A 25,633-nucleotide genomic window follows, 5' to 3' on the forward strand; every position below is an offset into this window, starting at 1 on the left:
CTTCGCCGGGACGACGGGGGGAGGGAGCTGTGACGAATCCCGCGACGAAACCAACCCCCGTCAGCCAGCCCGCCGCGCATCTGCGCCTGGTGTCGGACCGCGCGGCCGGCGCCATCGCCGGCATCAAGCTGTCGGGCGTCTCGAAGACCTACCGCTCGCGCGACGGCGACGTGCCGTCGCTGCGGCCGCTCGACTTCACCATCAATGAGGGCGAGTTCTTTGTCGTGGTCGGGCCCTCCGGCTGCGGCAAGTCCACGCTGCTCAAGATGATCTCGGGCCTGCTGCCGCCGACCACCGGCGAGGTGCTGGTCGACGGCGAGCCGGTGACGAAACCGCACGGCAATGTCGGGATCGTGTTCCAGAACGCGCTGCTGCTGCCGTGGCGCAACATCCTCTCCAACGTGATGCTGCCGATCGACATGAAGCAGCTCGCCCGGGACAAGTATCTCGCCCGCGCCAAGGCGCTGCTGAAGCTGGTCGGGCTCGAGGGGTTCGAGAAGAAGCTGCCCTGGCAGCTGTCCGGCGGCATGCAGCAGCGCGCCTCGATCTGCCGCGCGTTGGTGCACGATCCCAAGATCATGCTGATGGACGAGCCGTTCGGCGCGCTCGACGCCATGACGCGCGAGCGGATGAATGTCGAGCTGATGCGGATCCAGCGCGAGACCGGCAAGACCGTTTTGCTGATCACGCACTCGATCCCTGAAGCCGTCTTCCTCGCCGACCGCGTGCTTGTCATGACCGAGCGGCCCGGCGCGATCGCGGCGATCTACGACGTGCCAATGCCGCGCCCGCGCTCGCTCGAGACGATGTCAGATCCCGTCTTCACCGAGCTGGTGCAGCGGATCCGCAAGCATTTCTTCACGCAGGGGTCGCTGGACTAACACCGAGCCTCCAATGCCGCTTCGCGTCAAAGTCAATGATATCGCCTTCTTCGAACGGCCGCTGGCCTTCGCCCGGCCGTTCCGCTTCGGCGCGGTGACGATCACCGCGTCGACGCAGCTGTTCGTGCGGGTCGAGATCGAGGTGGAGGGCAAGGGCCGCGCCACCGGCGCCAGCGCCGAGATGTTGGCGCCGAAATGGTTCGACAAGCGGCCGCATCTGACGGCCGAGCAGACGGTTGACGAGCTACGCCGCGCGCTCGCAATCGCGCGCGAGCTCTATCTGGCAAACAAGGGTTTTGATACTGCGTTCGGCCTGCACGCTGCTTGCATTGGCGCCCAAGTCGAGGCTTGCGCGAAAGAGGACATTCCCCCGCTCGCCGCAGCTTTTGGTCCGGCGGAGATCGACAAGGCCGTTCTCGATGCATTGCTGCGTTGCGCCGGCGCGAATTTCTTCGATGGCATGGCCGGCAACATCGCCGGCATCGATGCGAGATTATCGCCCGATTTGCAAGACGACGATGTCGCGAGGGTCCTCATACTAGCTAACGAATACCGCAACCACCGGATTCCGATCCGCCATACGGTCGGGCTCGATGACAAGATCGAAGGCGAGGGCGGGGTCGCAGACGTTAGGGAAAATAGTGGCGCGCGCTATTTCAAGCTCAAGCTCAATGGCGATCCGGAGCACGACGCGGCGCGATTGATCAGCATCGGGAAAGAGCTGGCTTCGCTTCCTTATGACTACGGCGTCACGCTGGACGCAAACGAGCAATACGCCGATATCGCTGGGCTCGGTGCGCTCGTCGATCGCCTTGAGCGTGATCCCGCCCTGATCCCGATCATGAGGAAATTGTGCTACATCGAGCAGCCGATGCCGCGCGATGTGACCTGGCAATCGCCGCTCGGCGCGCTCAGCCGCCGTGATTTCATCATCGACGAAGCCGATGATGGCTACGGCGCTTTATTGGCTGCGAGGTCGCTCGGCTATCACGGGATTTCGTCCAAGTCGTGCAAGGGGCTCTACAAGTCGATCGTCAACATGACGCGCATTGCGAAGTGGAACGATGACGGTGCGGAATGCGTCATTTGCTGTGAGGATCTCACCTGCCAGGCTGGCCTGGCCGTGCAGCAGGATTTGGCGCTGGGCGCGCTGATTTTGATCGGTGTCCCCCATGCCGAACGCAACGGCCACCATTACGTCGACGGCTTTGCCGACACGCCGACCGACGAAGCCGACGCTTTCCTCACCGCGCATCCGGATCTCTACTCGCGCGCCGGCGGCAAGGTTCGCCTTGCGATCCATGACGGCGATCTGCTGACGGGGTCGATCGCCGCAGCACCGGGCTTTGCCAGTTCGATCCATCCGGACTGGTCCACCATGCAGCCGCTCAAGCGGCCAACACCACGCGTTTCGCAGGAGCAGACAGGATGACGACCAAACGCCTCGGCCTGATCATGAACGGCATTACGGGCCGGATGGGTCTCAACCAGCATCTGATCCGCTCGATCGTCGCGATCCGCGAGCAGGGCGGCGTGCAGCTGGCCAACGGCGACCGCATCATGCCCGATCCGATCCTGGTCGGCCGCGATGCCGAGAAGGTTGCCGCTTTGGCAAGGCGCTACAACATCGAGCGCCACACCACCGATCTCGATCGCGCGCTGGCCGACAACAGCGACACCGTGTTCTTCGATGCCGCGACAACGCAGGCGCGGCCCTCGCTGCTGACCAGGGCGATCAATGCCGGCAAGCATGTCTATTGCGAGAAGCCGATCGCGACCAATCTGGAGGAAGCAGTTGCGGTCGTGAAGCTCGCCAATGCCAAGGGCCTGAAGCACGGCACAGTGCAGGACAAGCTATTCCTGCCGGGACTGAAGAAGCTTGCCTTCCTGCGCGACTCCGGCTTCTTCGGCCGCATGCTCTCGGTGCGCGGCGAATTCGGCTATTGGGTGTTCGAGGGTGGTTGGCAGGAGGCGCAGCGGCCGTCCTGGAACTACCGCGCCGAGGATGGCGGCGGCATCATCCTGGATATGGTCTGCCACTGGCGCTACGTGCTCGACAATCTGTTCGGGGAGGTCGAGAGCGTGGTCTGCATCGGGACGACGGATATCCCGGAACGCTATGACGAGAAGGGCAAGCAGTACCAGGCGACCGCCGACGATTCCGCCTATGCCACCTTCAGGCTGAAGGGCGGCGTGATCGCGCATATCAACATGAGCTGGGTGACGCGGGTCTACCGCGACGACCTCGTCACCTTCCAGGTCGACGGCACCCATGGCTCGGCGGTAGCGGGCCTGACCGACTGCGTGATTCAGGCGCGCCAGGCGACGCCGCGGCCGGTGTGGAATCCGGACGAGAAGCGCATGCACGATTTCTATGCCGACTGGCAGAAGCTGCCCGAGAACGTCGTCTACGACAACGGTTTCAAGGAGCAGTGGGAGATGTTCATCCGCCATGTCTGCGAGGATGCGCCCTATAAATACACCCTGCTCGAAGGCGCCAAGGGCGTGCAGCTCGCCGAATGTGCGCTGAGGAGCTGGAAGGAGCGGCGCTGGATCGACGTCGCCGCGATCACGGTCTGAGAGAGGACTTTGTCATGAACAAGCCGGTCCTGCCGAAATCGTCGCTGTCGCTGAAGCTGCCGACCGCTGGCGGCGGCCTCCAGACCTATCGCCTGGCGGCCTCGCGGACCTTTCCGGCGAAGCTCGAGGGCACGCTGAATCGCGTCGCGTTCTCTGCCGCGCATGTGGTGGCGGATCCGCGCGCCGACGTCGATCCCTGGCTGACGGCAGCGATCGACTGGGACAGGACGATCGCATTCCGCGAGCACGTCTGGGATCTCGGCCTTGGCGTTGCCGAGGCGATGGACACAGCGCAGCGCGGCATGGGCCTTGATTGGGCGACCTCGCTCGAACTGATCCAGCGCTCGGTCAGGGCTGCGAAGGCCAGGCGCAACGCGCTGGTGTTCTCGGGCGCCGGCACCGACCATCTCGCGGTGGAGGACGCCAGGTCGATCGACGATGTGATCCGTGCCTATGAGGAACAGATCGCCGCGATCGAGAAGTCCGGTGGACGCATCATTCTGATGGCCTCGCGTGCGCTCGCCAAACTCGGCAGGAGCGCGGAAGACTATGCGAAGGTCTACGACCGCGTGCTGTCGCAGGTCCGCGAGCCTGTGATCATCCACTGGCTCGGCGACATGTTCGATCCGGCGCTGTCGGGCTACTGGGGCACGGCCGATCTCGACAAAGCGATGGACATTGCGGTTGCGATCATCAACGCCAATGCGGCCAAGGTCGATGGCGTCAAGGTCTCGCTGCTCGACAAGCAGCGCGAGATCGACATGCGGCGCCGGCTCGATCCGCGCGTCAAGATGTACACCGGTGACGACTTCAATTATGCAGAGCTGATCGCCGGCGACGAGAAGGGCTTCTCCCACGCGCTGCTCGGCATCTTCGACGCGATCGCGCCGGCGGCGTCCTATGCGCTGTCGCGGCTGGCTGCGGGCGACGAGGCCGGCTTCCATGACGTGCTGGGCCCGACCGTGCCGCTGTCGCGCCACATCTTCAAGGCGCCGACCCGCTTCTACAAGACCGGTATCGTGTTCATGGCTTATCTCAACGGCCACCAGGATCATTTCACGATGGTCGGCGGACAGGAAAGCGCGCGTTCGACCCTGCATCTCGCCGAGCTGTTCCGGCTCGCCGACCAGGCCGGGCTGCTCGCCAATCCGGAAGCTGCGACGCGCCGGATGGCGGCGATCATGGCCACACGGGGCGTTGACGCCTGATGCGTGATTTCTCTAGCGATCACCGCTGGCTGTCGTTGAACACGGCGACCGTCCGCAAGCAGGACGATCTCATCGCCATCATCGAGGCCTGCGCACGCCACGGCATCCGCGCCATCGATCCCTGGCGCGACCAGGTCGCAGCCGTCGGCCTCGACCGTGCAGTGCGCGCGGTGAAAGATGCCGGCCTCGATCTCTCAGGCTATTGCCGCGGCGGCATGTTCACGGCGGATAGCGCTCACCGCAGCGAGGTGCGCGACGACAATCGCCGCGCGGTCGACGAGGCGGTCGCGCTCGGCGCGTCCTGCATCGTGCTGGTGGTCGGCGGCCTGCCGCAATATTCGCGGCCGGGCAGCGCAGCGTCCAAGGATATCGTGACGGCTCGATCCCAGGTGCATGACGGCATCGCCGAGATGCTGGACTATGCAAAACAGGCCAGATTGCCGCTCGCGATCGAACCGTTGCATCCGGCCTATGCCGCCGACCGCGCCTGCGTGAACACCACGAAGCATGCGCTCGACATCTGCGACGCGCTCGATCCCGGCCGCACCGGCGCGATCGGTGTTGCGCTCGACGTCTATCACATCTGGTGGGATCCCGAACTCGAGAGCCAGATCGCGCGCGCCGGCAAGGACCGGCTGCTCGCGTTCCACGTCTGCGACTGGCTGGTGCCGACCAGGGACATCCTCAACGACCGCGGCATGATGGGCGACGGCGTCATCGACATCAGATCGGTGCGCGCGATGGTCGAAGCGCAGGGCTTTGCCGGTTATTCGGAGATCGAGATCTTCTCGAATGACTGGTGGAGCCGGCCGCTGGACGAGGTGCTGCGAACCTGCATCGAGCGGCACCGGACGATGGTCTGACCCGACCACCGGTTCGGTGGACAAGGCGAGGCGTGCCCGTTATTCCGAATGCTGTGGGTGTGAACGGCACTGGGAGCCGCTAGACCCCGCGGTCCGGACTTTCGGAGCACAACATGCGCTTGAGCGATTGCCACAATTTCCATGACTTCCGCGAACTGGCAAGGCGCCGGCTTCCGGGGCCGATCTTCGATTATATCGACGGCGGGGCGGACGACGAGGCGACGCTTCGGCAGAACACCGCGAGTTTTGAGCGTTGCGATCTGGTGCCGAATATCCTGCGCGGCGTCGAGAATGTGGATCTCTCGGTCACTGTGATGGGCCAGAAGCTGGCAACGCCGTTCTATTGCTCGCCAACCGCGCTGCAACGCCTGTTTCATCATCAGGGTGAGCGGGCCGTCGCCGCCGCCGCGGCGAAATACGGAACGATGTTCGGCGTGTCCTCGCTCGGGACCGTGAGCCTGGAGGAACTGCGCAAGGCCTACGCGACGCCGCAGGTCTACCAGTTCTACTTTCACCGCGACCGCGGCCTGAACACGGCGATGATGCAGCGCGCCAAGCAGGCCGGCGTCAACGTGATGATGCTGACGGTCGACAGCATCACAGGCGGCAATCGCGAGCGCGACCTGCGCACCGGGTTCTCGATTCCTTTCCGGCTCACGCTCGGCGGCATGCTGCAATTCGCCATCAAGCCTGCCTGGGCCATCAACTACGTCACCCATGAAAGCTTCAAGCTGCCGCAGCTCGACGAGCACGTCGACATGAGCGGCGGTGCGATGTCGATCGGGCGCTATTTCACGGAAATGCTCGATCCGGCCATGACATGGGATGACGTCGCGCAAATGGTTCGGCAGTGGAATGGCCAATTTTGCCTGAAAGGCGTCATGTCGGTTGACGATGCGAAGCGCGCGGTCGAGATCGGCTGCACCGGCATCATTCTGTCCAACCACGGCGGCCGGCAGCTCGACGGTTCACGGGCGGCGTTCGATCAGCTCGCCGAGATCGTCGATGCCGTGGGCGACCGGATCGATGTGATGATGGACGGCGGCATCAAGCGCGGCAGTCACGTGCTGAAAGCGCTGTCGCTGGGCGCCAAAGCCGTTGGCCTCGGACGCTTCTACCTCTATCCGCTGGCGTCGGCCGGCCAGGCCGGAGTCGAGCGCGCGCTTGGTCTCTTGCAGGCTGAGTTGGTCCGGGACATCCGGCTGATGGGGTGTTCCTCGATCAGCCAGCTCTCCCGCGCGAACCTGCGGTTCAGGTAGCCGCCCGCTATCTCGCAGTCACGGAAGGTCCTGCGTCAGCGCGGTGCCGATCTGCTCCAGCGCCCAATCGACCTGATCGGGCGTAATCACCAGTGGCGGGGCGATCCGGATGGTGTGGTCGTGGGTGTCCTTGGCGAGGATGCCCTTCTCGCGCAGCAGCTCGCAATAGCGGCGGGCGGGACCGGCCTCGGGGTGAAGCTCGACCGCGAGCATCAGCCCGCGTCCACGGACCTCACGAACCGTGTTGGCGCGGATGCTGCGCAATCCTTCGAGAAAGCGCACGCCCTGTGCTGCTGCGTTTTCAATCATGCCTTCGTCGACCAGCACGCGCAGCGCTGCGCGTGCGATCGCGCAAGCTAGTGGATTGCCGCCGAAGGTCGAGCCGTGCTGGCCGGGCTTCAGCGTGCCCAGCACCTCGTTGTTGGAGAGCACCGCGGAGACCGGATAGAAGCCGCCGGACAGCGCCTTGCCGAGCAGCGTGACGTCGGCCTCGATGCCTTCGTGCTGTTCCGCCAGCAGTTTGCCTGTGCGGCCGAGCCCGGTCTGGATCTCGTCGAGGACCAGCATGATGTTGTTGCGCGTACAGAGCGCGCGGACTTCGGTGAAATAGCCCGCGGGCGGGATAATGACGCCGGCCTCGCCCTGGATCGGCTCGACGAGGAAGGCAACGGTGTTGGGCGTGATTGAATCCTCCAGCGCCTTGACGTTGCCGAAGGGAATAATTTTGAAGCCCGGCGCGAACGGACCGAAATGCGCGCGTGTGTCCGGGTCGGTGCTGAAGCCGACGATCGCCAGCGTGCGCCCGTGGAAATTGTCGGCGCAGACGATGATCTCGGCCTCGCCGTCAGGCACGCCCTTGACCTCGTAGCCCCATTTGCGCACCGACTTGATCGCGCTCTCCACCGCCTCCGCGCCGCTGTTCATCGGCAGCACCTTGTGCGAGCCGGTCAGCTCGGCGAGTTCCTCGTAGAACGGGGCGAGCTGGTCGTTGTGGAAGGCCCGCGAGGTCAATGTCAGCCGGCCGGCCTGCTCCACCATGGCGGCGAGGATTTTTGGATGGCAGTGGCCCTGATTGACCGCCGAATAGGCCGAAAGACAATCGAGGTAGCGTTTGCCGTCGGTATCCCAAACCCAGACGCCTTCGCCGCGCGACAGCACGACGCCGAGCGGCGCGTAGTTCTGGGCGCCGAACTGCGCTTCTCTCGCAATGAAATCGGTGACTGGCGGACGCATGCTTCGTCGCTCCAGCTGTGCCGGCACAATGGGAGCCGTCCTGCACATTATCACTGATTTGGGTATCGGCCCGCACCGCTTAAAGGATTGCTGTGGACCAAATTTGGTGAATTCCGTCAGCGTCGCTGCGCTACAAATCCTGGTCGCGGTGCGCGATCTCGAGCGTGACGAGCCGGGCGAGCAGTGTCGCCGGATAGAGCTGGCCGAAGACCGCCTCGACATTGCACAGGCTGCGCGCAATCGGATGCAGCGGCGCGACGTCGCCATAGCCTGTTGTCGTGAGCGTCGCGAAGGAGAAATAGATCAGCTGGCTTGCGAGCGACGGGCGGTCCTCGACCTTCATGCCGGCAAACGCATCCGGCACCAGTGTGCCGATGAAGGTGTAGAGCGCCGAGAAGACCACCGCTACCGTGAGATAGAGCAGGACTGCGCCGATCACCCGGTGATAGGTGACGCGTCCGGGCGCGAAGGTCGCGCGCGCCACCGTCACCGCCATGGTGATGCCGACCAGCAGCCATGAGCCCGCGAACAGATTGAGGTCGAGGATCGAGGGCGAGCGCAGCCGCAGGATCGCGCCGGTCACGATCATCGCGAGCGCGACCAGCATGGTGACGACGGCGATCGCGCTGCCCGACATCACGAACACGCCGCCGACCAGAAAGATCGCAAGCAGCAGCTCGAACACCTGAAACTCGAACAGGCCGAGCGCCTGCAGCGGCGCCACCACGAACATCATGATCAGCAGCAGCACGGTGAGCACCGTCAGCAGCGAATCGCCCCAGCGCTCGCGCAATTGCTGGACGGTCATCGGATCACGCACCGCGCCGGCATGGCACGCTGAGGAAGCCGCGGAAGCGCACCCGGCCGCCGCGCACCAGCTCGCCGTCGAGCACATAGTTCGGGAAGCGCTTGAGGAAGCGTGAGATCGCGATGGCGCCTTCGAGGCGCGCCAGCGCCATGCCGGCGCATTGATGCGCGCCGGTCCCGAAGGCGAGGTGGCGGTTTGGCGTGCGTGCGACGTCGAAACCTTCAGGGTTGGGGAACTGCGCGGGGTCGCGGTTGGCGGCGCCGATGCACAGCGTGACCAGCGTGCCGGGGGGCATCTTGATGCCGCCGAGCTCGGTCTCCTCCACGATCATCCGGTTGCCGAGCTGGTTCGAGCTCTCGTAGCGCAGCATCTCTTCAACGGCGGTCTTGATGAGCTCGGGCTGCGCGATCAGCCGCTGCTTCTCTTCGGGATGTTGCGTGAGCGTCACCAGCCCGTTGCCGATCAGGTTGGTCGTCGTCTCATGGCCGGCGTTAAGCAGGAAGATGCAGTTGTGCAGCAATTCCTTGGCGGTCAGCCGCTCGCCATTGTCCTCGCCCTGGATCAATCGCGTCAGCACGTCGCGCTCGGGATTACCTGGCTTGGCGCGGCGGCGTTCGACCAGGGTTTCGAGATAGGCGAGGAAATCCTTCACCGCATCGTTGCCGCGGTCGAAGGCGTCCTTGGCGATCACGGGCTCCAGCGCGCCCAAGATCGCCAGCGACCAGTCGCGCAGCGGTTCGCGCTCGTCGTGCGGCACGTCGAGCAAATTGCCGATCACCTCGACCGGGATTGCGGAGGCGAAATCGCCGATCAGCTCGAAGCGGTCTTTCGTGGCGATCCGGTCGAGCAGGCTGTCGACCAGTGCGATCAGGTCCGGCTCCATGCCGGCGATCGCGCGTGGCGACAACGCGCCCATGATCAGCCGCCGGACGCGGGTGTGCGCCGGCGGATCGTTGAAGACGAGGCTGGTCGTGTGGTGCTCATAGAGCAGCGAGTTGCCGTATTTCGGCAGGAACTCCTTCTTCTTGTCGGAGGAGAACGTCTTGGTGTTCTTGTAGGCGGCGATCAGGTCGTCGTAGCGGGTGAGAAAATAGCAGCCGTTCGGCAGCCGCTTGACCGGCGCGTGCCCGCGCAGCGCGCGATAGGTCGGGTAGGGGTCCGCGTAGAAGTCGGCCGTCAGCTTTTCCAGGTCGAAGCCGTCAGCCAGCTCTCGCGCGTGCCCGTTCATGGCGATCCAGCCCAATTGGTTTCATTTGCAACTATCGTAGGCCGCGGGCGACCACCGCGCAACAGAATTTGCGTACCGGGCATTGCGCGCCATGCGCCGCGCGATGCGAGCAAATCGCAGAGCCATATGCGGTTTTGCGCTTTGATGAAGCGCGCGCGCCTCTCTACAGTCGCGGCCAAACAACAGAGACCGGAAACGCCGATGCATGCCCGAGCCGACACCGCGGCCTCCTGGCCCGAGGAGATCTTTTCGATATTGCAGCGCTTCGAGGTGCGTCAGGTGCCCTACGTGCCGGACGCCGGGCATTCGGAGCTGATCGAGCGCGTGCTGGGATCATCCGCGATGCGCGGCATTGCGCTCACCACCGAGGAGGAAGGCGTGGCGCTGCTCGCAGGCGCCTGGGCCGGCGGCCAGCGCGGCGTGCTGCTGATGCAGTCGAGCGGGGTCGGCAATTGCATCAACATGCTGTCGCTGGTGCAGATCTTCCGCCTGCCGTTCCTCACGCTGGTGACGATGCGCGGCGAATGGGGCGAGTTCAATCCCTGGCAGGTGCCGATGGGCTCGAACACCCAAGGGATTCTCGAATTGGCAGGGATCAAGGTGCTGCGCGCCTCGCGTCCGGACGAGGTGCGCGAGGTCGTCGAAGCGGGCGCGGCGCAGGCCTACAACGCCTGCACGCCAACCGCCGTGCTGCTGTCGCAGCGTCTGATCGGGGCAAAGGTGTTCACCAAATGAGCAAAGCCAATCTCCTCGACCGCCGCGCCGTGGTTTCCGAACTGCTGCGGGATCGCAAGGGCGCCTTCGCCGTCGGCGGGCTCGGCGCCTCCACGTACGACATCGCCGCGGCCGGAGACCATGAGCGCAATTTCTATCTCTGGGGCGGCATGGGCGGCGCGGTGATGATCGGGCTCGGCCTCGCGCTGGCCCAGCCGACGCTGCCGGTCGTCGTGATCACCGGCGATGGCGAGATGCTGATGGGCATGGGCAGCCTCGCGACAGTTGCGCTGCAACAGCCGAAAAACCTCTCGATCATCGTGCTCGACAACGAGGCCTATGGAGAGACCGGCGGCCAGGCCAGCCATACCGGCGGCCCCGCCGACCTCGTCGGCGTTGCCAAGGCCTGCGGAATCGGGGATAGCCGCTCGATCAGCACGATGGCTGAGGTCGAGGCTTTTGCTTCGTCTTTGCAAGACGTTACGGCGGGGCCACGGTTCGCCAGCGCGAAGATCGATGGGGCCAATCAGGAACGCGTGCTGTCCAGCCGCGACGGCACCTACATCGTCAACCGCATCAGAGGGTCGATCGGACACACTCCGATATAAAGTGACTTTCGCGGTGCAATAGAACCTTGACTTTTGGTAAAGTGAGTGATTACTCACGACCCAAATGTCTACCTTACGCATGACGAGTGACTTGCGGCGTCAGTTGATCCTGAGCGCCGCCAAGCGGTGTTTCGCCCGCAACGGCTTTGCCGGCACCACGACAAAGAGCGTGGCGGCCGCGGCTGCCATTTCGGAAGGGCTGCTGTTCAAGCACTTCCCGTCGAAGGCGGCGCTGTACGCCGAAATCCTTGCCGAAGAGTGCGAGGCGGATCCCGATCTCGCGCATCTGCTCGGCCAGGAGCCCTCCACCGCGACGCTGGTCGAACTGGTGCAGGGCATGGTCGGCCACTTCATGCAGCTGCGCGACGCGCCGGACCAGGAAGAGGCGCAACGGATGCGGCTGATGGTGACGAGCCATCTCGACGACGGCGAGTTTGCGCGCCTGCTCTACGACAAGGTCGGCAAGCTGATCGGCCCGACCTTCGCCGCCTCGCTCGAGAGCGCGATCGCGGCCGGCGAGGCGACGCGGATCGGCGACGAGCCGCTCAACTTGTTCTGGTTTGCGCATCATACCGTGCTTATGGGTGCGCTGACGCAGCTGCCTGCGACACCTTGTCTCCCCTATGGGGATGCCGCCGCGGCCGAGCAGCAGCTCTGCCAGTTCATTCTTCGCGGTATCGGACTTACCGAAGCCGCAATTTCAACTCATTTGGGCCGCCAGCCGTCGCCGAGCGCAGGACCGTCGGTAACTGCAGAAAGTGCATGACATGAATATTCAGACCGAAAGCCACATCTCGGGGCAACCGATCAAGGAGAAGCAAGCCAAGCGTCCCGTCCGCCTGGTGCGTTGGTTCATCATCGTGGGATTGTTGCTGGCCCTGCTGGTCGGCGCGCTGGTCGGCTTCAATGCCTTCCGCAGCCACATGATCGCGCAGTTCTTCGCCAACAATAAGCCGCCGCCGTCGAATGTCTCGGTCGCCGAGGCGAAGACCGAGGTGATTCCGAACCTCTTGACCGCCGTCGGCGACCTCGTCGCCGTGCACCAGGTCAATGTCACGACCGACGTGCCGGGCCGCATCACCGAGATCCATTTCACCGCCGGCAGCCATGTGAAGGCGGGGACCCCGCTGGTGCAGTTGTTCGACGCACCGGAGCAGGGCGACCTTGCCAGCTTCAAGGCGCAGGCGACCGTGGGCGAGCAGCAGCTCGACCGCGCCAAGCAGCTCGCGTCACGCCAGTTCGGGCCGCAGTCGACCGTCGATACGGCGCAGGCGACCTACGACCAGGCCAAGGCGGGCATCGCCAAGACCGAAGCGTTGATTTCGCAGAAGCTGGTGCGCGCACCGTTCGAAGGCGATCTCGGCGTTCGCCAGGTCGAAGTCGGCCAGTATCTGACGGCCGGCACGCAGATCGTGTCGCTGACCGATCTCTCCGTGCTGTACGCCAACCTGACCGTGACCGAGAAGCAGAGCTCGCAGATCAAGGTGGGTCAGGTCGTGCGGGTCGCGGTCGACGCCTATCCGGGCCGCACCTTCGAGGGCAAGATCACCACCGTCGAGCCGCAGATCGCGACCGAGACCCGCAACATCCGGGTCCAGGCGACGATCCAGAATCCCGACAGCATCCTCAAGCCCGGCATGTTCGCGACCACCACGATCGTGATGCCTGAGAAGCCGCCGGTCGTGACCATTCCCGAAACCGCGGTCGACTACACGCTGTACGGCGACTCGGTGTTCCTGATCACCGAGAAGAAGGGCGAGGACGGCAAGACGACCCTGACCGCGGACCGTACCTTCGTGAAGACGGGCAATCGCGTCGAAGGCCGCGTCGAGATCCTCAAGGGCCTGAAGGCCGGGGACAAGGTCGTGGCCGTCGGCCAGATCAAGCTGCAATCGGGCATGGCCGTTGCGATCTCGAACGATCCGCCGCCGCCGGTTCCGGCCGAGCCGCCGCGCTACTGATCTTCATCATCTAAACCCGGAGGGCCGATTGGCCCTCCGCCACATGTTGCCGCAACCGGCAGACAACACGAATCGAGTTGGCGATGGCCTTCACTGATATTTTCATCAAGCGCCCGGTGCTGTCGGTCGTCGTCAGCCTGCTGATCCTGCTGATCGGCTTGCGCGCGGCGATGGTGCTGCCGATCCGGCAATATCCGAACCTGTCGAATACCGTCGTGACGATCACGACGTCGTATCCCGGCGCTTCGCCCGAGCTGATCAACGGCTTCATCACCACGCCGATCGAGCAAGCCGTCGCTTCGGCTGAAGGCGTCGACTACATGACGTCGAACTCGGTGCTCGGCACCTCGACGATCCAGGTCTACGTCAAGCTCAACCACGATCCGAACCAGGCGCTGACCGAGGTGCTCGCCAAGGTCAATTCGGTCAAATATCTGATCCCGAAGGAAGCCTTCGACCCCGTCGTGACCAAGGCGACCGGCGACACCATCGCCGTGATGTATCTCGGCTTCTCCAGCGAGGAGCTCACTGGCTCCGCGATCTCGGACTATCTGACCCGCGTCGTGCAGCCGGTGCTCTCGACGGTCGACGGCGTCGCATCGGCCGACATCCTCGGCGGCCAGACCTTTGCAATGCGCGTCTGGCTCGATCCGACCCGGATGGCCGGACGCGGCGTGTCGCCCAACGACGTCGCGGCTGCGATCGCCGCCAACAACTTCCAGGCGGCCGCCGGCCAGACCAAGGGCTTTTTCATCGTCTCGAACGTCTCGGCCAACACCGACCTTCAGAACATCGATCAGTTCAAGCGGATGATCGTGAAGGCGAAGGACGGCGGCTTCGTGCGCATCGAGGACATCGCGACGGTGGAGCTCGCGGCGCAGTCGACCGACGCCAGCGTCGCCTTCAACGGTGAGCATGCGATCTTCATCGGCATCAAGGCGACGCCGCAAGGCAACCCGCTGACCCTGGTGAAGGGCGTGCGCGCGCTGTTCCCCGACCTCGAGCGCAACCTGCCGCCGTCGATGAAGATGAAGGTGGCCTACGACTCCACCAAGTTCATCCAATCGTCGATCGACGAGGTCGAGAAGACGTTGACTGAAGCGGTCCTGATCGTCGTCGTCGTGATCTTCCTGTTCCTGGCCTCGCTCCGCTCGGTGATCATCCCCGTCGTCACCATTCCGCTGTCGCTGATCGGCGTCTGCATCCTGATGCTGGCCGCGGGCTTCAGCTTCAACCTGCTGACGCTGCTGGCGATGGTGCTGGCGATTGGCCTCGTGGTCGACGACGCCATCGTGGTGGTGGAGAACATCCATCGGCATCTGGAGGAGGGCCTGCCACCGGTGCAGGCATCGCTGAAAGGTGCGCGCGAGATCGTGGGCCCGGTCGTCTCCATGACGATCACGCTCGCGGCGGTGTACGCGCCGATCGGCTTCCTCGGCGGCGTTACCGGCACGCTGTTCCGCGAATTCGCCTTCACCTTGGCGGGCTCGGTGATCGTGTCGGGCGTGATCGCGCTGACGCTGTCGCCGATGATGTGCTCGGTGTTCCTGAAGAGCGCGGAAGAGGGCCGCTTCGCCAAGCTGGTCAATCGTGTGTTCGGCGCGCTGACGCGCGCCTATGGCCGCCAGCTCGACCGTTCGCTCGACTACCGGCCGATCACGGCGCTGTTCGCCGTGACCATCCTCGGCCTGGTCGGCTTCCTCTATATGCACATCCAGAAGGAGCTGGCGCCGCAGGAAGACCAGGGCATCGTGTTCGCGGTGACCAAGGCGCCGAAATACGCCAACATCGACTACATCGATTTCTACGGCGACAAGATGGACAAGGAGTTCCAGAAGTTCCCCGAGACCGACCTGCGGTTCATCCTGAACGGCATCACCGGTCCGCAGGGCGGCTTCGCCGGCATGCTGCTCAAGCCGTGGGATGAACGCAAGCGCTCGGCCCAGACGCTGCAGCCGCTGGTGCAGGCCGAGCTGTCGAAGATCGAGGGCGTCAGCGCGTTCGCGTTCAGCCTGCCGCCGTTGCCCGGCGGACCTGGCGGTCTGCCGGTGCAGATGGTGATCTCATCGACGGCCGGATTCCAGCAGGTGTTCGACCAGATGAGCAAGCTGAAGGATGCCGCGCGCAAGAGCGGCCTGTTCATCGTCACCGACAGCGACCTCGATTTCAACCAGCCGGTGGTCCGCGTGAAGGTCGATCGCTCCAAGGCGAGCGACCTCGGCATCACCATGCAGTCGATCGGCGGCGCGCTGGCGACGCTGCTCGGCGGCAACTACGTCAACCGCTTCAACCTCGAAGGACGCTCCTATCAGGTGATCCCGCAGGTGCCGCGCGCCAGCCGGCTCGCGCCGGAATCGTTCGACAATTACTACGTCCCGACCGCGACCGGGCAGCTGGTGCGGCTGTCGACCGTGGTTTCGGTCGAGACCGGTGTCGATCCGAATGCGCTGACCCACTACAACCAGCTCAACTCGTCGACCTTCCAGGCCGTGCCGATGCCCGGCGTCTCGATGGGGCAGGCGGTCGAGTTCCTGCAGGGTGAAGCCAAGAAGCTGCCGTCCGGCTTCAGCTACGACTTCCTGGCCGACTCCCGGCAATACGTCCATGAAGGCAACCAGCTGCTGGTCACCTTCGCGTTCGCCATCATCATCATCTTCCTGGTGCTGGCGGCGCAGTTCGAGAGCCTGCGCGATCCGTTCGTGATCATGATCTCCGTGCCGATGGCGATCGTCGGCGCCCTGATCCCGCTGTTCTTCGGCGTCGCCACCATGAACATCTACACCCAGGTGGGCCTGCTGACGCTGGTCGGACTGATCACCAAGCACGGCATCCTGATGGTGGAGTTCGCCAACGAGCTGCAGCTCAACGAGGGACTGGACCGCCGTTCGGCGATCGAGATGTCGGCCCGGATTCGTCTGCGTCCGATCCTGATGACGACGGCGGCCATGGTCACCGGCCTGCTGCCGCTGCTCACCGCTTCGGGCGCCGGCGCCGCCAGCCGCTTCTCGATCGGGCTCGTCGTCGTCGCCGGCATGACGATCGGCACGCTGTTCACTTTGTTCGTGCTGCCGGCCGTCTACATGACGATTGCGACCGACCACCAGGCGGCGGCCCGGTCCGAGCGTGCCAAGCAGATCGCCGACTACGAACTCGATGCCCGCGAGGGCGCACTGAAACCGACCTGAGCCCTCCAGCTCTTGCTCGCAGCAAAGGCGGCACTGGCGAAAGCCACTGCCGCCTTTTCTTTGTCTCGTGATAGCCTTGTTGACCGTCAGCGCTAACCGCGACCGCGCTGCACTCCCTCTCCCGCTTGCGGGAGAGGTGAAGCGGACAAGATCTGGAGGAAACAGGCATGGCGAGCGAATTTGCAGCAGGCAATTACCGGTTCATTCCGGCGGTGTTCCAATATTCAAGCGGCGCGCAGGCGAACGCCGGCTATGAGATCGAGCGGGTGCGCTTCGATCGCCTGGTGCCGCTTACGGAAGGCTTTGCGCGCATCGCGGCCTACATCAAGGACGCCGGCCGGCCGCTGACCGCGTTCTGCGCCTGCGAACTGCGTTCGCCGGCGGCTTTCACCGAAGACGGCTTCCGCGCCTTCAACCAGCACTACGTCAAGACGCTCGCCGAATGGGGTCTGTTCGACGGCACCATCAATCCGGTGGCGCGCAGCAATGTCTGTCCCGAGATCGATCCGCCGGCCGAGCCGTCGTTCCATGCCTTCTCGTTCACGCGGCCGAGCACGAGTGTCTCGCCGTCCTTCGTCATTGCGGGCGGCGCCGAGGCACGCAGCGGCACCGCCAGCTATCCCGACCGCATCGTTTGCTACCGCGATCTCAGCCCCGGCGCGTGGCGGGAGAAGGTCCGCTTCACCACCGGCGAGATGGAGCGCCGTCTCGCGGAGTTCAGCTTCGGCTGGGAGGAGACGACCGCGGTGCAGGCCTACACCGTGCACGACATCCATCCCGTGGTCGTCGACGAGCTGGTCCGCCGCGGCGCGACGCGCTCGGGCCTGACCTGGCACTTCTGCCGCCCGCCGGTGGTCGATCTCGAATACGAGATGGATTGCAGGAGGGTGCTCAGGGAAGTGGTGGTTTAGGTCGAACAGTTTCGAGGGCACGCCCTGCCGATTCCGTCATCCCTGAGAGATCGTGAATCTATGCCTCTCGATGACGCAACATACTCGATGTCGTCCCGGCTTTCGCCGGGACGACGAGGGGATGAAGGCGTGCGCTGTGACGGGGACAACGTCACCGCGCCTTCGGATCGAGTGCGTCGCGCAGGCCGTCGCCGACCAGGTTGAACGACAGCACGACCAGGAAGATCGCAAGCCCCGGCCAGATCGCCATCCATGGCGCGCTGGTCAGGAAGCGTTGCGCGGCGTTGAGCATGCTGCCCCAGGACGGCGCCGGTGGCTGCTGGCCGAGGCCGAGGAAAGACAGCGCGGCCTCGGCGATGATCGCAGCCGCGATCGACAGCGTGGCCTGCACCAAGAGCGCCGGCAGGATGTTGGGCAGAATGTGGACCAGCGCGATGCGCCAGCGCGGATTGCCCATGGCGCGCGCCGCCTCGACATAGTCCTCGACCTTGACGTTCATCACCTGGCCGCGGGTCAGGCGGATGAAGATCGGAGTCGCCGAGACGCCGATCGCGATCATCGCATTGCCGAGGCTCGGCCCGAGGAACGCTGCGAGCGCGATCGCCAGGATCAGGAACGGGCAGGCCAGCATCGCATCGGTGATGCGGCTGATCAGCGCGTCGATGAAGCCGCCGCGATAGCCGGCGAGCAGGCCGAGCGGCACGCCGATCGCAAGCGCGATGCTGACCGAGATGACGCCGGCGAGCAGCGAGGCGCGGGCGCCGAACACGACGCGCGCAAGCACGTCGCGGCCGAGCTCGTCGGTGCCGAACCAGTGCTGCAGCGACGGCGCCTTGCGGACCAGCGACCAGCTGGTGGCGATCGGATCATAGGGCACGATCAGCGGCGCGAACACGGCAAGCAGGATAAAGAGCACGATCACCGCGAGCCCGAGCACGGCACCCTTGCGCCGGATCAGCCGCCGCCCGGCGCGCCGTGCCGGGCTTTCCAGCGTCTCGGCGGCGGCAAGCGCAGCTGATGTCCCGAGTATAGCGTCGGTCATCCGATCAGCCCCTCAGCCGCGGGTTGACCAGGATGTAGGCGATGTCGGCGATCAGGTTGAGCGTGATGTAGATCGTCGCCGTGGTCAGCACCACGCCCTGCACGACGGCATAGTCGCGGTTGAATACGGCATCGACGATCAGCTTGCCGAAGCCCGGGATCGAGAAGATCTGCTCGGTGAGCACCGCACCCGACAGCAGCGTGCCGAGCTCGAGCGCGCCGAGCGTGATGATCGGCGTCAGCGCGTTGCGCATCGCATGCTTGAGGATCACCGTGCGCTCGGACAGACCCTTGGCGCGCGCGGTGCGGACATAGTCGCTCTCCAGCACCTGCAGCATCGCGCTTCGTGTATGCCGCATCAGGACCGCCGCGATCGCGTTCCCGAGCACGAAGGCCGGCATGACGGATGCGGCGAGGCTGGCGCGCCAGTTTTCGCTGAGCGGCACATAGCCGGAGGCCGGCAGCCAGCCGAGTTCGACGGAGAACAGGAAGATCAGCATGATGCCGAGCCAGAAATTCGGCGTCGAGATACCCCACAGCGCGAACAGGTTGGCGCCGTAATCCCAGGCGGTGCCTTTCTTCACCGCCGAGATGATGCCGGCGGGAATCCCGATCAGAAAGGCGACCACGATCGCCATGCCGGCGATCTGCATCGTAACCGGCAGCTTCTGCGCGATCAGGCTCGACACCGGCATCTTGTTGCGCAGGGACTCGCCGAGGTCGCCCATGAGCACGCCCTTGACCCAATAGGCGTATTGCACCGGGATCGGTTGATCCAGGCGGTATTGCTGGCGGATCTGTTCGATCACGGCCGGATCGCGCTCCTCGCCGGCCATCACGAGCGCCGGATCGCCGGGCAGCAGGTGTTGCAGCGAGAAGATCAGGAGCGAGACGAAGAACAGCGTCGGGGCCAGCTGAACCAGCCGCTTGGCGAGGAAGTTCAGCATGGTCGGCCCCGCGTGCCCAGCGCTGTCGCGATCATTTCAATTTCAGCCCGACCACGCGCACCAATCCATCGGGCATCTGCCGGTAACCCTCGACCTTGGTGGAGTGCGCGATCAAAAGCGTGCGGTGATAGATGTAGATGATCGGCTCGTCATTGAGCACGATCCTGGTCATCTTCTCGTAGATCGCCTTGCGCTGGGCGGGATCGTTGATCAGGCGCGCATCTTCCATCAGCTTGTCGGCTTCCGGGTTGGAATAGCCGCCGTCGTTCTGCGGCGCCTTGGTGTGCAGGAAGACGTAGGAATTGCCGTCAGGATCGATCCGGCCGCTCCAGTTGATCTGGAACACCTGAAATTCGCCCGCCTGGGCCTGCTTGAACGTGGTCGCAAATTCGACAACGCGGATCTTGATGTCAAAGCCGGCCTCGGCCGCCATCGACTGCACGACCTGGGCCACGGCTTCGTTCTCGGCACCCTTGGGGACCATATAGTCGATGGCGACGGGCAGTGTGACGCCGGCTTCCTTCAGCAGCGCCTTGGCCTTGGCAAGGTCGCGTCCCCGAACCGGAAACGCCTTTTGATAATAAGGATGCGTCGGGCTGACCCACTGATTGCCCGGCGTGAACTCGCCGTTGAAGACGACCTGGTTGAGTGCCTCGCGATCGATCGACAGATCGAGCGCCTGCCGCACCTTCTCCGACTGGCTGAGCGGCCCCTTGCTCTTGTCGTTGGCGATGTTGATGGTGAGGCCGAGATAGCCGAGCTCGGGCGCGGTCGACAGCACCAGCCGCTTGTCGGCGCGAACGTCCTTGATGTCGGTGGCGAGCACGCGCTCGATCAGATCGAGCCCGCCGGATTTCAGATTGGCGAGCCGCACCGTGGCATCGACGATCGGAAGGAACACGATGCGATCGATGAAGACGTTGTCCTTGTTCCAGTAATCCGCAAATTTCTCGAACACCATGCGGTCCTGCTGCACGCGCTCGACGAACTTGTAGGGCCCGGCGCAGACCGGATGCAGGCTGAATTTGTCGCCGGCTTCCTTCACCGCCTTCGGCGAGACCATCATGCCTGCGCGGTCGGTCAACTGCGCGATCAGCGGCGAGTAGGGCGTCTTGAGCACCAGCTTGATGGTCAGGGGATCGACGACGTCGACATGGTCGAGCGCAGCCAGTTCGGGCTTGCGAAACGAGGTCGGCAGCGTCAGATGGCGCTCCAGCGAGAATTTGGCGGCTTCGGCGTCGAACGGTTCGCCGTCGTGGAACTTGACGCCTGGCCGGAGCTTGATCGTCATCTCCTTGCCGTCAGCCGAGTTCTCGTAGGACAGCGCGAGCTGCGGAACGATATTCAGCTTCTCGTCAATGTCGAACAGCTTGTCGCAGAAGGCCGAAAAGACGATGCGGCCGACATAGGTGCGCCCGATCGAAGGATCGAGGATGTCGGGATCCTCGGCGAGCCCGATGCGAAGCGTCGTCTCGGCACGCGCGCTCGCTCCGCACCAGGTCACGAGTGCTGCCATCAGGACCGCCAAGCGCCAAAATCTCATCGCCAACCCCTTATCCGCTACGCCTTCATTCCCTACGAAAGAACCCCGGGCCGCCCCGGGGCTTCCGCCGAATTGAACGCCGCCACCAGCTTTTCCAGTGCCGGTGAGAACCCGCCATCGGACGGCACGATCGCCTCCGCGCCGGGCAGCTCGCCCGTCCGGTGACAGGCTGTTGCATATCCGGTGCCATCTTCGCGCAACTGCGGCACTTCGCTGCGGCAGCGCGCGATCACATAGGGACAGCGGGTATGGAAACGGCAGCCGGAGGGTGGATTGAGCGCGCTCGGTAGCTCGCCCTCCAGCACGATGCGGCTGCGCCTGGCGCGCGGCTTCGGCACCGGGATCGCCGACAGCAGGGCGCGGCTGTAGGGATGGCGCGGGGCGGCGAACAGCGCCTGCGCCTCCGCCGTCTCGACGATGGTGCCGAGATTCATTACGGCGACGCGGTCGGCGATGTGTTTGACGACAGCCAGATCGTGCGAGACGAAGATGTAGGCGAGCTTCAGGCGATCCTGCAGGTCGCGGAGCAAATTCAGGATCTGCGAGCGGATCGAGACATCGAGCGCCGACACCGGCTCGTCGCAGATGATCAGTTTCGGCTCGACCGCGAGCGCGCGGGCAATCGCGATGCGCTGGCGCTGGCCGCCGGAGAATTCGTGGGGATAGCGGCGCGCAAAGCGCGGCTCGAGCCCGACCAGACGCAACAGCTCATCGACCCGCTCGCGGCGGCCCGCCGGCGGGACAAGATTGTGCAGCGCCAGCGGCTCGGTCAGGATCTGGCTCACCGTCATGCGCGGGTTGAGCGAGGCGTAGGGGTCCTGGAAGATCAGCTGCGCGTCGCGGCGAAACGCCCGCAGCTGCTCGGCATTGAGCGCGCCGAGGTCGCGGCCTTCGAAGGTGACGCGGCCAGCGTCCGGCTCGATCAGCCGCAGCACCAGCCGGCTGACGGTCGATTTGCCGCAGCCGGATTCGCCGACCAGCGCCAGCGTCTTGCCGGCCTCGACCGTGAAGCTGACGCCGTCGACCGCCTTCACGTGAGCAGTCGGCCGGCCGAACACCGAGCGTTCGGCGACGAAATGCTTCACCAGCCCTTCGACCTCGAGCAGCGCAGTCATGATACCAGCCGCTCCAGCGGCGCGCGGAGGCAGCGCGAGGCATGGGTCGCGCTCAGCAACGCGAGCGGCGGCGGCGACCGGGTGCAGGCATCTTCCACGAACGGGCAGCGCGCGGCAAAGCGGCATCCCGCCGGCGGATTCGCCATGTTCGGCACCATGCCCTCGATGGTGGCGAGATGGCTGGTGCGGCGGTCAAGCCGCGGGATCGAGCCGAGCAGGCCGACCGTATAGGGATGCTGCGGATTGGCAAACAGCTCGTCGACCGGCGCGCGCTCGACGATCTCACCCGCATACATCACCGCGACCTCGTCGCAGACCTCGGCGACGACGCCGAGATCGTGCGTGATCAGGATGATCGCAGCTCCACTCGCGGCCTTCAGCTCGCGCATCAGATCCAGGATCTGCGCCTGCAGCGTCACATCGAGCGCGGTGGTCGGCTCGTCGGCGATCAGGAGCTGCGGATCGCAGGCCAGCGCCATCGCGATCATCACGCGCTGGCGCATGCCGCCGGACAGCTTGTGCGGATATTCGTCGATGCGCTTCTCGGGCGAGGGAATATGCACGCGGCGCAGCAGTTCGATGGTGCGCTCGCGCGCGGCGCGCCGGGAGCCGCCGCGGTGGCGCAAGATCGTCTCGGTGATCTGGTCGCCGATCGTGAAGCTCGGGTTGAGCGAAGTCATCGGCTCCTGGAAGATCATCGCGAGCCGATTGCCGCGCAGGTCGCGCAGCGTCGCGTCCGGCACATCGAGCAGGTCGAAGCCGTCGAAGCGGATCGCGCCGGAGACCGCGGCGGACTGCTTCGGCAACAGCCCCATGATCGCGAGCGAAGTGACGCTCTTGCCGCAGCCGGATTCGCCGACCAGGCCGAGCGTGGCGCCGTTGGCGACGGAAAGGTCGACGCTGTCGACGGCATGCGTGGTGCGGCCGTCGTCGCCGTGGAAGGTGACGCGCAGGCCCTCGATCTCGATCAGCGGGCCGGCGGTCATGCGCGGCTCTTGGTTGCCGCTGCGATGCCGGCCTCGATCCTGGCGCGGTCGCTGATTCCGGCCGGGTTGTCGCGGGTCGGCATGAAGTCCCGGAACGGCACCCAGTGCTCGCGGCTGACCGCTTCGAGCCGCTCCAGCTCGCGCAGGGGATCGGCGTGGTCGTCGACCCGCAGGTCGAGCAACGGCCATTGCTCGGTGCCGTGGATCAGAAGGGCCGCCGATTGCTTGCCGCGCTTGTCACCGCCGGCCGCCTCGCCGGCGAACATCGCCTTGATCAGCCGCTCCGCGAACGGCAGCTTCTCGTTTGCGGCATAGACGCGCGCGGTCTCGTCCAGCACGGCGGGCCCGGCCAGCATGTTGCCGGCGATCGAGAAGCCGTCGCCGGCGATATGGCCGAACCAGTCGATGCAATCCTTGCCGGAATGCGCAGCGATCCGGCCCTTGCTGTCCATGATATGCACCTGTCGGCTCTCGCGGCCGCCGTCGGACGCGAGCAGCGCAGCGATTGCCTCATGCGGGCTGTTGCGGTCGCGCAGCAGCGCGAGGCCGTCGATGCCGTAATAGGGATTGACCAGCGCCTGCGTCGCAATGGCGCCGATGCCAGGTGCAATATGCGGCACGAGGGCGCCGACCGCGAAAAACCGTGTCGCGACTGCGATGCCGAGCTGGCCGGTGGCGCTGTCGCGGGCGATGATCGACCAGGTCATCCGAAACCTCTAGCGGCCCGCGGCGTAACCCTGCATGCCGCGCGGGTTGGCGGCGGCGCGGCGGCGGGGGCCGACCTTCGAGGCCGCGGTGAGGCGGCCTTCCGACCAATCCGGGCCAATCTCCACCACATGGCCGCGGCGCTTCAATTCGTCGATGGTCGGTTTCGGCACGCGATTTTCCAGCACCAGTACGCCGGGACGCGAAGTGCGCGGCCAGAACGAGATCGGGAAATGCTCGGAATGCCAGGCCGGCGCGTCGATCGCCTCCTGCAAATTCAGCCTGGCATGGACATGGCGCAGGAAGAACTGCGTGATCCACTGGTCCTGCTGGTCGCCGCCCGGCGAGCCCCAGGACAGATACGGCTCGCCGTCGCGCAGCGCCATGGTCGGCGACAGCGTGGTGCGTGGTCGCTTGCCCGGCGCCAGCGAGGCCGGGTGGTTTTCTTCCAGCCAGAACATCTGGGCGCGGCTGCCGAGGCAGAAGCCGATCTCGGGAATCACCGGCGAGGATTGCAGCCAGCCGCCGGACGGCGTCGCCGAGATCATGTTGCCGGCCTTGTCGATGATGTCGAAATGCACGGTGTCACCGCGCACCTCGCCGAACCGGCCGACGGTCGGTTCGCCCGCGCCCATGGCGCCGACCGCTTCGCGATGTCCTTCGGCGTGTCGCAGCTTCACGACGCCGCCGAAACCTGTGACCGAGCCGGGGCGGAAGTCGAGCGACGCCTTGTCCTTCGAGATCAGCTTGCGCCGTTCGTTGTTGTAGGCATCGGACAGCAGCGTTTCGATCGGGATGTCGGCGAACTTGGGATCGCCGTAGAACGTCTCGCGATCGGCATAGGCAAGCTTGGCGGCTTCGATCTGCAAATGGATGAAGTCGGGGCCTGCTGGATCGAGCCCGTCGAGCTCAAACCCCTTCAGCAGCGCGAGTTGCTGCAGCATCACCGGACCCTGGCTCCAGACGCCGCATTTCTGCACGGTGTAGCGGCCGTAATCGTAGGTCAGCGGCGCCTCGATGGTCGGCTGCCAGCGCGCCATATCATCGGCCGACAGCACGCCGCGATGCGGCGAGCCGGAGACGTCCATCACCTCCTGGGTGCGGCAGAACCTGTCGATCGCCTCGGCGACGAAGCCCTTCGACCAGGCCTGCCGCGCGCGCTCGATCTGCGCGACGCGGTCACTGCCGGCGCTCTCCGCCTCGGTCAGGATGCGTGCGTAGGTCTCCGCGAGCTTCTTGTTGGTGAAGAGGGTGCCGGGCTTCGGCACTTCGCCGTTGGGCAGATAGACGTCGGCCGATGTGGACCAGTATTTCCGGAACAGCTGTTCGACGGTCTTGATGGTGGCGGAGGCGCGCTCGACCAGCGGATGGCCGTCGCGGGCATAGGCGATCGCGGGCTCCAGCACGTCGCGCAGCTTCATCGTGCCGTAGTCGCGCAGCAACAGCATCCAGGTTTCGAACGTGCCGGGCACGCAGGCCGCGAGCAGGCCGGTGCCGGGCACCATTTCGAGACCTTCGCTGCGATAATGCGCGATCGTCGCCTTTGCCGGTGCCGGTCCCTGGCCGCAGATCACTTCGGTCTTGCCGCGCTTGACGTCATGCACGATGAGCGGGACGTCGCCGCCGGGGCCGTTCAGATGCGGCTCGACCACCTGCAACGTGAACGCCGCCGCAACGCCGGCGTCGAAGGCGTTGCCGCCTTTTTCCAGCGCCGCCATGCCGACGGCGGTCGCGATCCAGTGGGTCGAGGTGACGACACCGAAGGTGCCTTCGATCTCGGGCCTTGTGGTGAATGGATCGGGATTGACGTTGCTCATGGGGCGGCGCTTCCGGCTGGGTCTCTCAACGGGTCTCTTG

General features: G+C 65.1%; 22 protein-coding genes. 12 read left to right on the plus strand and 10 right to left on the minus strand.

The window, feature by feature from the left end; all coding sequences use genetic code 11:
- The first annotated feature begins 29 nt into the window (after positions 1-29).
- From CO675_RS02565 to CO675_RS02590, 6 genes are all read left to right on the plus strand, one after another.
- Positions 30-881, plus strand: a complete 852-nt coding sequence (locus tag CO675_RS02565) for an ABC transporter ATP-binding protein (protein WP_097670433.1) — start codon at positions 30-32, stop codon at positions 879-881.
- 13 nt (positions 882-894) lie between these two features.
- On the plus strand, positions 895-2,313 hold the full coding sequence (locus tag CO675_RS02570; RefSeq protein WP_097670434.1) for an enolase-like domain-containing protein: 1,419 nt from the start codon (positions 895-897) through the stop codon (positions 2,311-2,313).
- A complete protein-coding gene (locus CO675_RS02575; RefSeq protein WP_097670435.1) occupies positions 2,310-3,461 on the plus strand; it encodes a Gfo/Idh/MocA family protein in 1,152 nt (383 codons plus the stop codon). Before CO675_RS02570 ends, CO675_RS02575 begins: the two co-directional genes overlap by 4 nt.
- Positions 3,462-3,475: 14 nt before the next feature.
- Complete coding sequence (locus CO675_RS02580; protein WP_097670436.1) at positions 3,476-4,669, plus strand: dihydrodipicolinate synthase family protein; 1,194 nt, start codon at positions 3,476-3,478, stop codon at positions 4,667-4,669.
- Complete coding sequence (locus CO675_RS02585) at positions 4,669-5,532, plus strand: sugar phosphate isomerase/epimerase family protein (RefSeq protein ID WP_097670437.1); 864 nt, start codon at positions 4,669-4,671, stop codon at positions 5,530-5,532. Before CO675_RS02580 ends, CO675_RS02585 begins: the two co-directional genes overlap by 1 nt.
- A gap of 113 nt (positions 5,533-5,645) precedes the next feature.
- Positions 5,646-6,791, plus strand: a complete 1,146-nt coding sequence (locus CO675_RS02590; protein WP_097670438.1) for an alpha-hydroxy acid oxidase — start codon at positions 5,646-5,648, stop codon at positions 6,789-6,791.
- A gap of 18 nt (positions 6,792-6,809) precedes the next feature.
- On the opposite strand, the gene rocD is transcribed toward CO675_RS02590, so the two are convergent.
- The 3 genes from rocD to CO675_RS02605 all read right to left on the minus strand — a co-directional run bounded on the left by rocD (position 6,810) and on the right by CO675_RS02605 (position 10,060).
- Positions 6,810-8,024, minus strand: a complete 1,215-nt coding sequence (rocD, locus tag CO675_RS02595; protein WP_097670439.1) for an ornithine--oxo-acid transaminase — start codon at positions 8,022-8,024, stop codon at positions 6,810-6,812.
- Between the two features lie 130 nt (positions 8,025-8,154).
- Positions 8,155-8,832, minus strand: coding sequence for a potassium channel family protein (locus CO675_RS02600; RefSeq protein WP_097670440.1), 678 nt, complete (start codon positions 8,830-8,832; stop codon positions 8,155-8,157).
- A 4-nt stretch (positions 8,833-8,836) separates the two neighbouring features.
- Positions 8,837-10,060 (minus strand): cytochrome P450, encoded by a 1,224-nt coding sequence (locus CO675_RS02605; RefSeq protein ID WP_097670441.1) that lies wholly within the window; start codon positions 10,058-10,060, stop codon positions 8,837-8,839.
- Positions 10,061-10,261: 201 nt separating this feature from the next.
- Between CO675_RS02605 and CO675_RS02610 the strand changes: the two genes are divergently transcribed.
- From CO675_RS02610 to cnbZ, 6 genes are all read left to right on the plus strand, one after another.
- The gene (locus CO675_RS02610; protein ID WP_097670442.1) at positions 10,262-10,795 is read left to right on the plus strand and encodes a thiamine pyrophosphate-binding protein; all 534 of its coding nucleotides are present in this window, start codon (positions 10,262-10,264) and stop codon (positions 10,793-10,795) included.
- A complete protein-coding gene (locus tag CO675_RS02615; RefSeq protein ID WP_097670443.1) occupies positions 10,792-11,382 on the plus strand; it encodes a thiamine pyrophosphate-dependent enzyme in 591 nt (196 codons plus the stop codon). Before CO675_RS02610 ends, CO675_RS02615 begins: the two co-directional genes overlap by 4 nt.
- Before the next feature lie 64 nt (positions 11,383-11,446).
- Positions 11,447-12,148: a TetR/AcrR family transcriptional regulator gene (locus tag CO675_RS02620; RefSeq protein WP_097670444.1), complete on the plus strand. Its 702-nt coding sequence runs from the start codon at positions 11,447-11,449 to the stop codon at positions 12,146-12,148.
- A 1-nt stretch (position 12,149) separates the two neighbouring features.
- The gene (locus CO675_RS02625) at positions 12,150-13,343 is read left to right on the plus strand and encodes an efflux RND transporter periplasmic adaptor subunit (protein WP_097670445.1); all 1,194 of its coding nucleotides are present in this window, start codon (positions 12,150-12,152) and stop codon (positions 13,341-13,343) included.
- 83 nt (positions 13,344-13,426) lie between these two features.
- Entirely contained in the window at positions 13,427-16,528 is a 3,102-nt protein-coding gene (locus tag CO675_RS02630; protein ID WP_097670446.1) for a multidrug efflux RND transporter permease subunit, read from the plus strand.
- 167 nt (positions 16,529-16,695) lie between these two features.
- A complete protein-coding gene (gene cnbZ, locus CO675_RS02635; protein WP_097670447.1) occupies positions 16,696-17,439 on the plus strand; it encodes a 2-amino-5-chloromuconate deaminase CnbZ in 744 nt (247 codons plus the stop codon).
- Between the two features lie 151 nt (positions 17,440-17,590).
- Here the strand turns inward: cnbZ and CO675_RS02640 are convergent, their stop codons facing one another.
- The 7 genes from CO675_RS02640 to CO675_RS02670 are packed head-to-tail and all read right to left on the minus strand — an operon-like array spanning position 17,591 to position 25,593.
- The gene (locus CO675_RS02640) at positions 17,591-18,481 is read right to left on the minus strand and encodes an ABC transporter permease (protein ID WP_097670448.1); all 891 of its coding nucleotides are present in this window, start codon (positions 18,479-18,481) and stop codon (positions 17,591-17,593) included.
- A gap of 4 nt (positions 18,482-18,485) precedes the next feature.
- Entirely contained in the window at positions 18,486-19,427 is a 942-nt protein-coding gene (locus tag CO675_RS02645) for an ABC transporter permease (protein WP_097670449.1), read from the minus strand.
- Between the two features lie 31 nt (positions 19,428-19,458).
- Complete coding sequence (locus CO675_RS02650) at positions 19,459-20,970, minus strand: ABC transporter substrate-binding protein (RefSeq protein WP_097670888.1); 1,512 nt, start codon at positions 20,968-20,970, stop codon at positions 19,459-19,461.
- A 32-nt stretch (positions 20,971-21,002) separates the two neighbouring features.
- A complete protein-coding gene (locus CO675_RS02655; RefSeq protein ID WP_143278862.1) occupies positions 21,003-22,085 on the minus strand; it encodes an ABC transporter ATP-binding protein in 1,083 nt (360 codons plus the stop codon).
- Positions 22,082-23,071: an ABC transporter ATP-binding protein gene (locus CO675_RS02660; protein WP_097670450.1), complete on the minus strand. Its 990-nt coding sequence runs from the start codon at positions 23,069-23,071 to the stop codon at positions 22,082-22,084. The genes CO675_RS02655 and CO675_RS02660 overlap by 4 nt, the downstream gene beginning before the upstream one ends.
- On the minus strand, positions 23,068-23,778 hold the full coding sequence (locus tag CO675_RS02665; RefSeq protein ID WP_097670451.1) for a DUF1028 domain-containing protein: 711 nt from the start codon (positions 23,776-23,778) through the stop codon (positions 23,068-23,070). The genes CO675_RS02660 and CO675_RS02665 overlap by 4 nt, the downstream gene beginning before the upstream one ends.
- A gap of 9 nt (positions 23,779-23,787) precedes the next feature.
- Entirely contained in the window at positions 23,788-25,593 is a 1,806-nt protein-coding gene (locus tag CO675_RS02670; RefSeq protein WP_097670452.1) for a gamma-glutamyltransferase family protein, read from the minus strand.
- Between the last annotated feature and the right edge of the window lie 40 nt (positions 25,594-25,633).

It is taken from the genome of Bradyrhizobium sp. C9 (assembly GCF_002532045.1).
Taxonomy (GTDB): Bacteria; Pseudomonadota; Alphaproteobacteria; order Rhizobiales; family Xanthobacteraceae; genus Bradyrhizobium.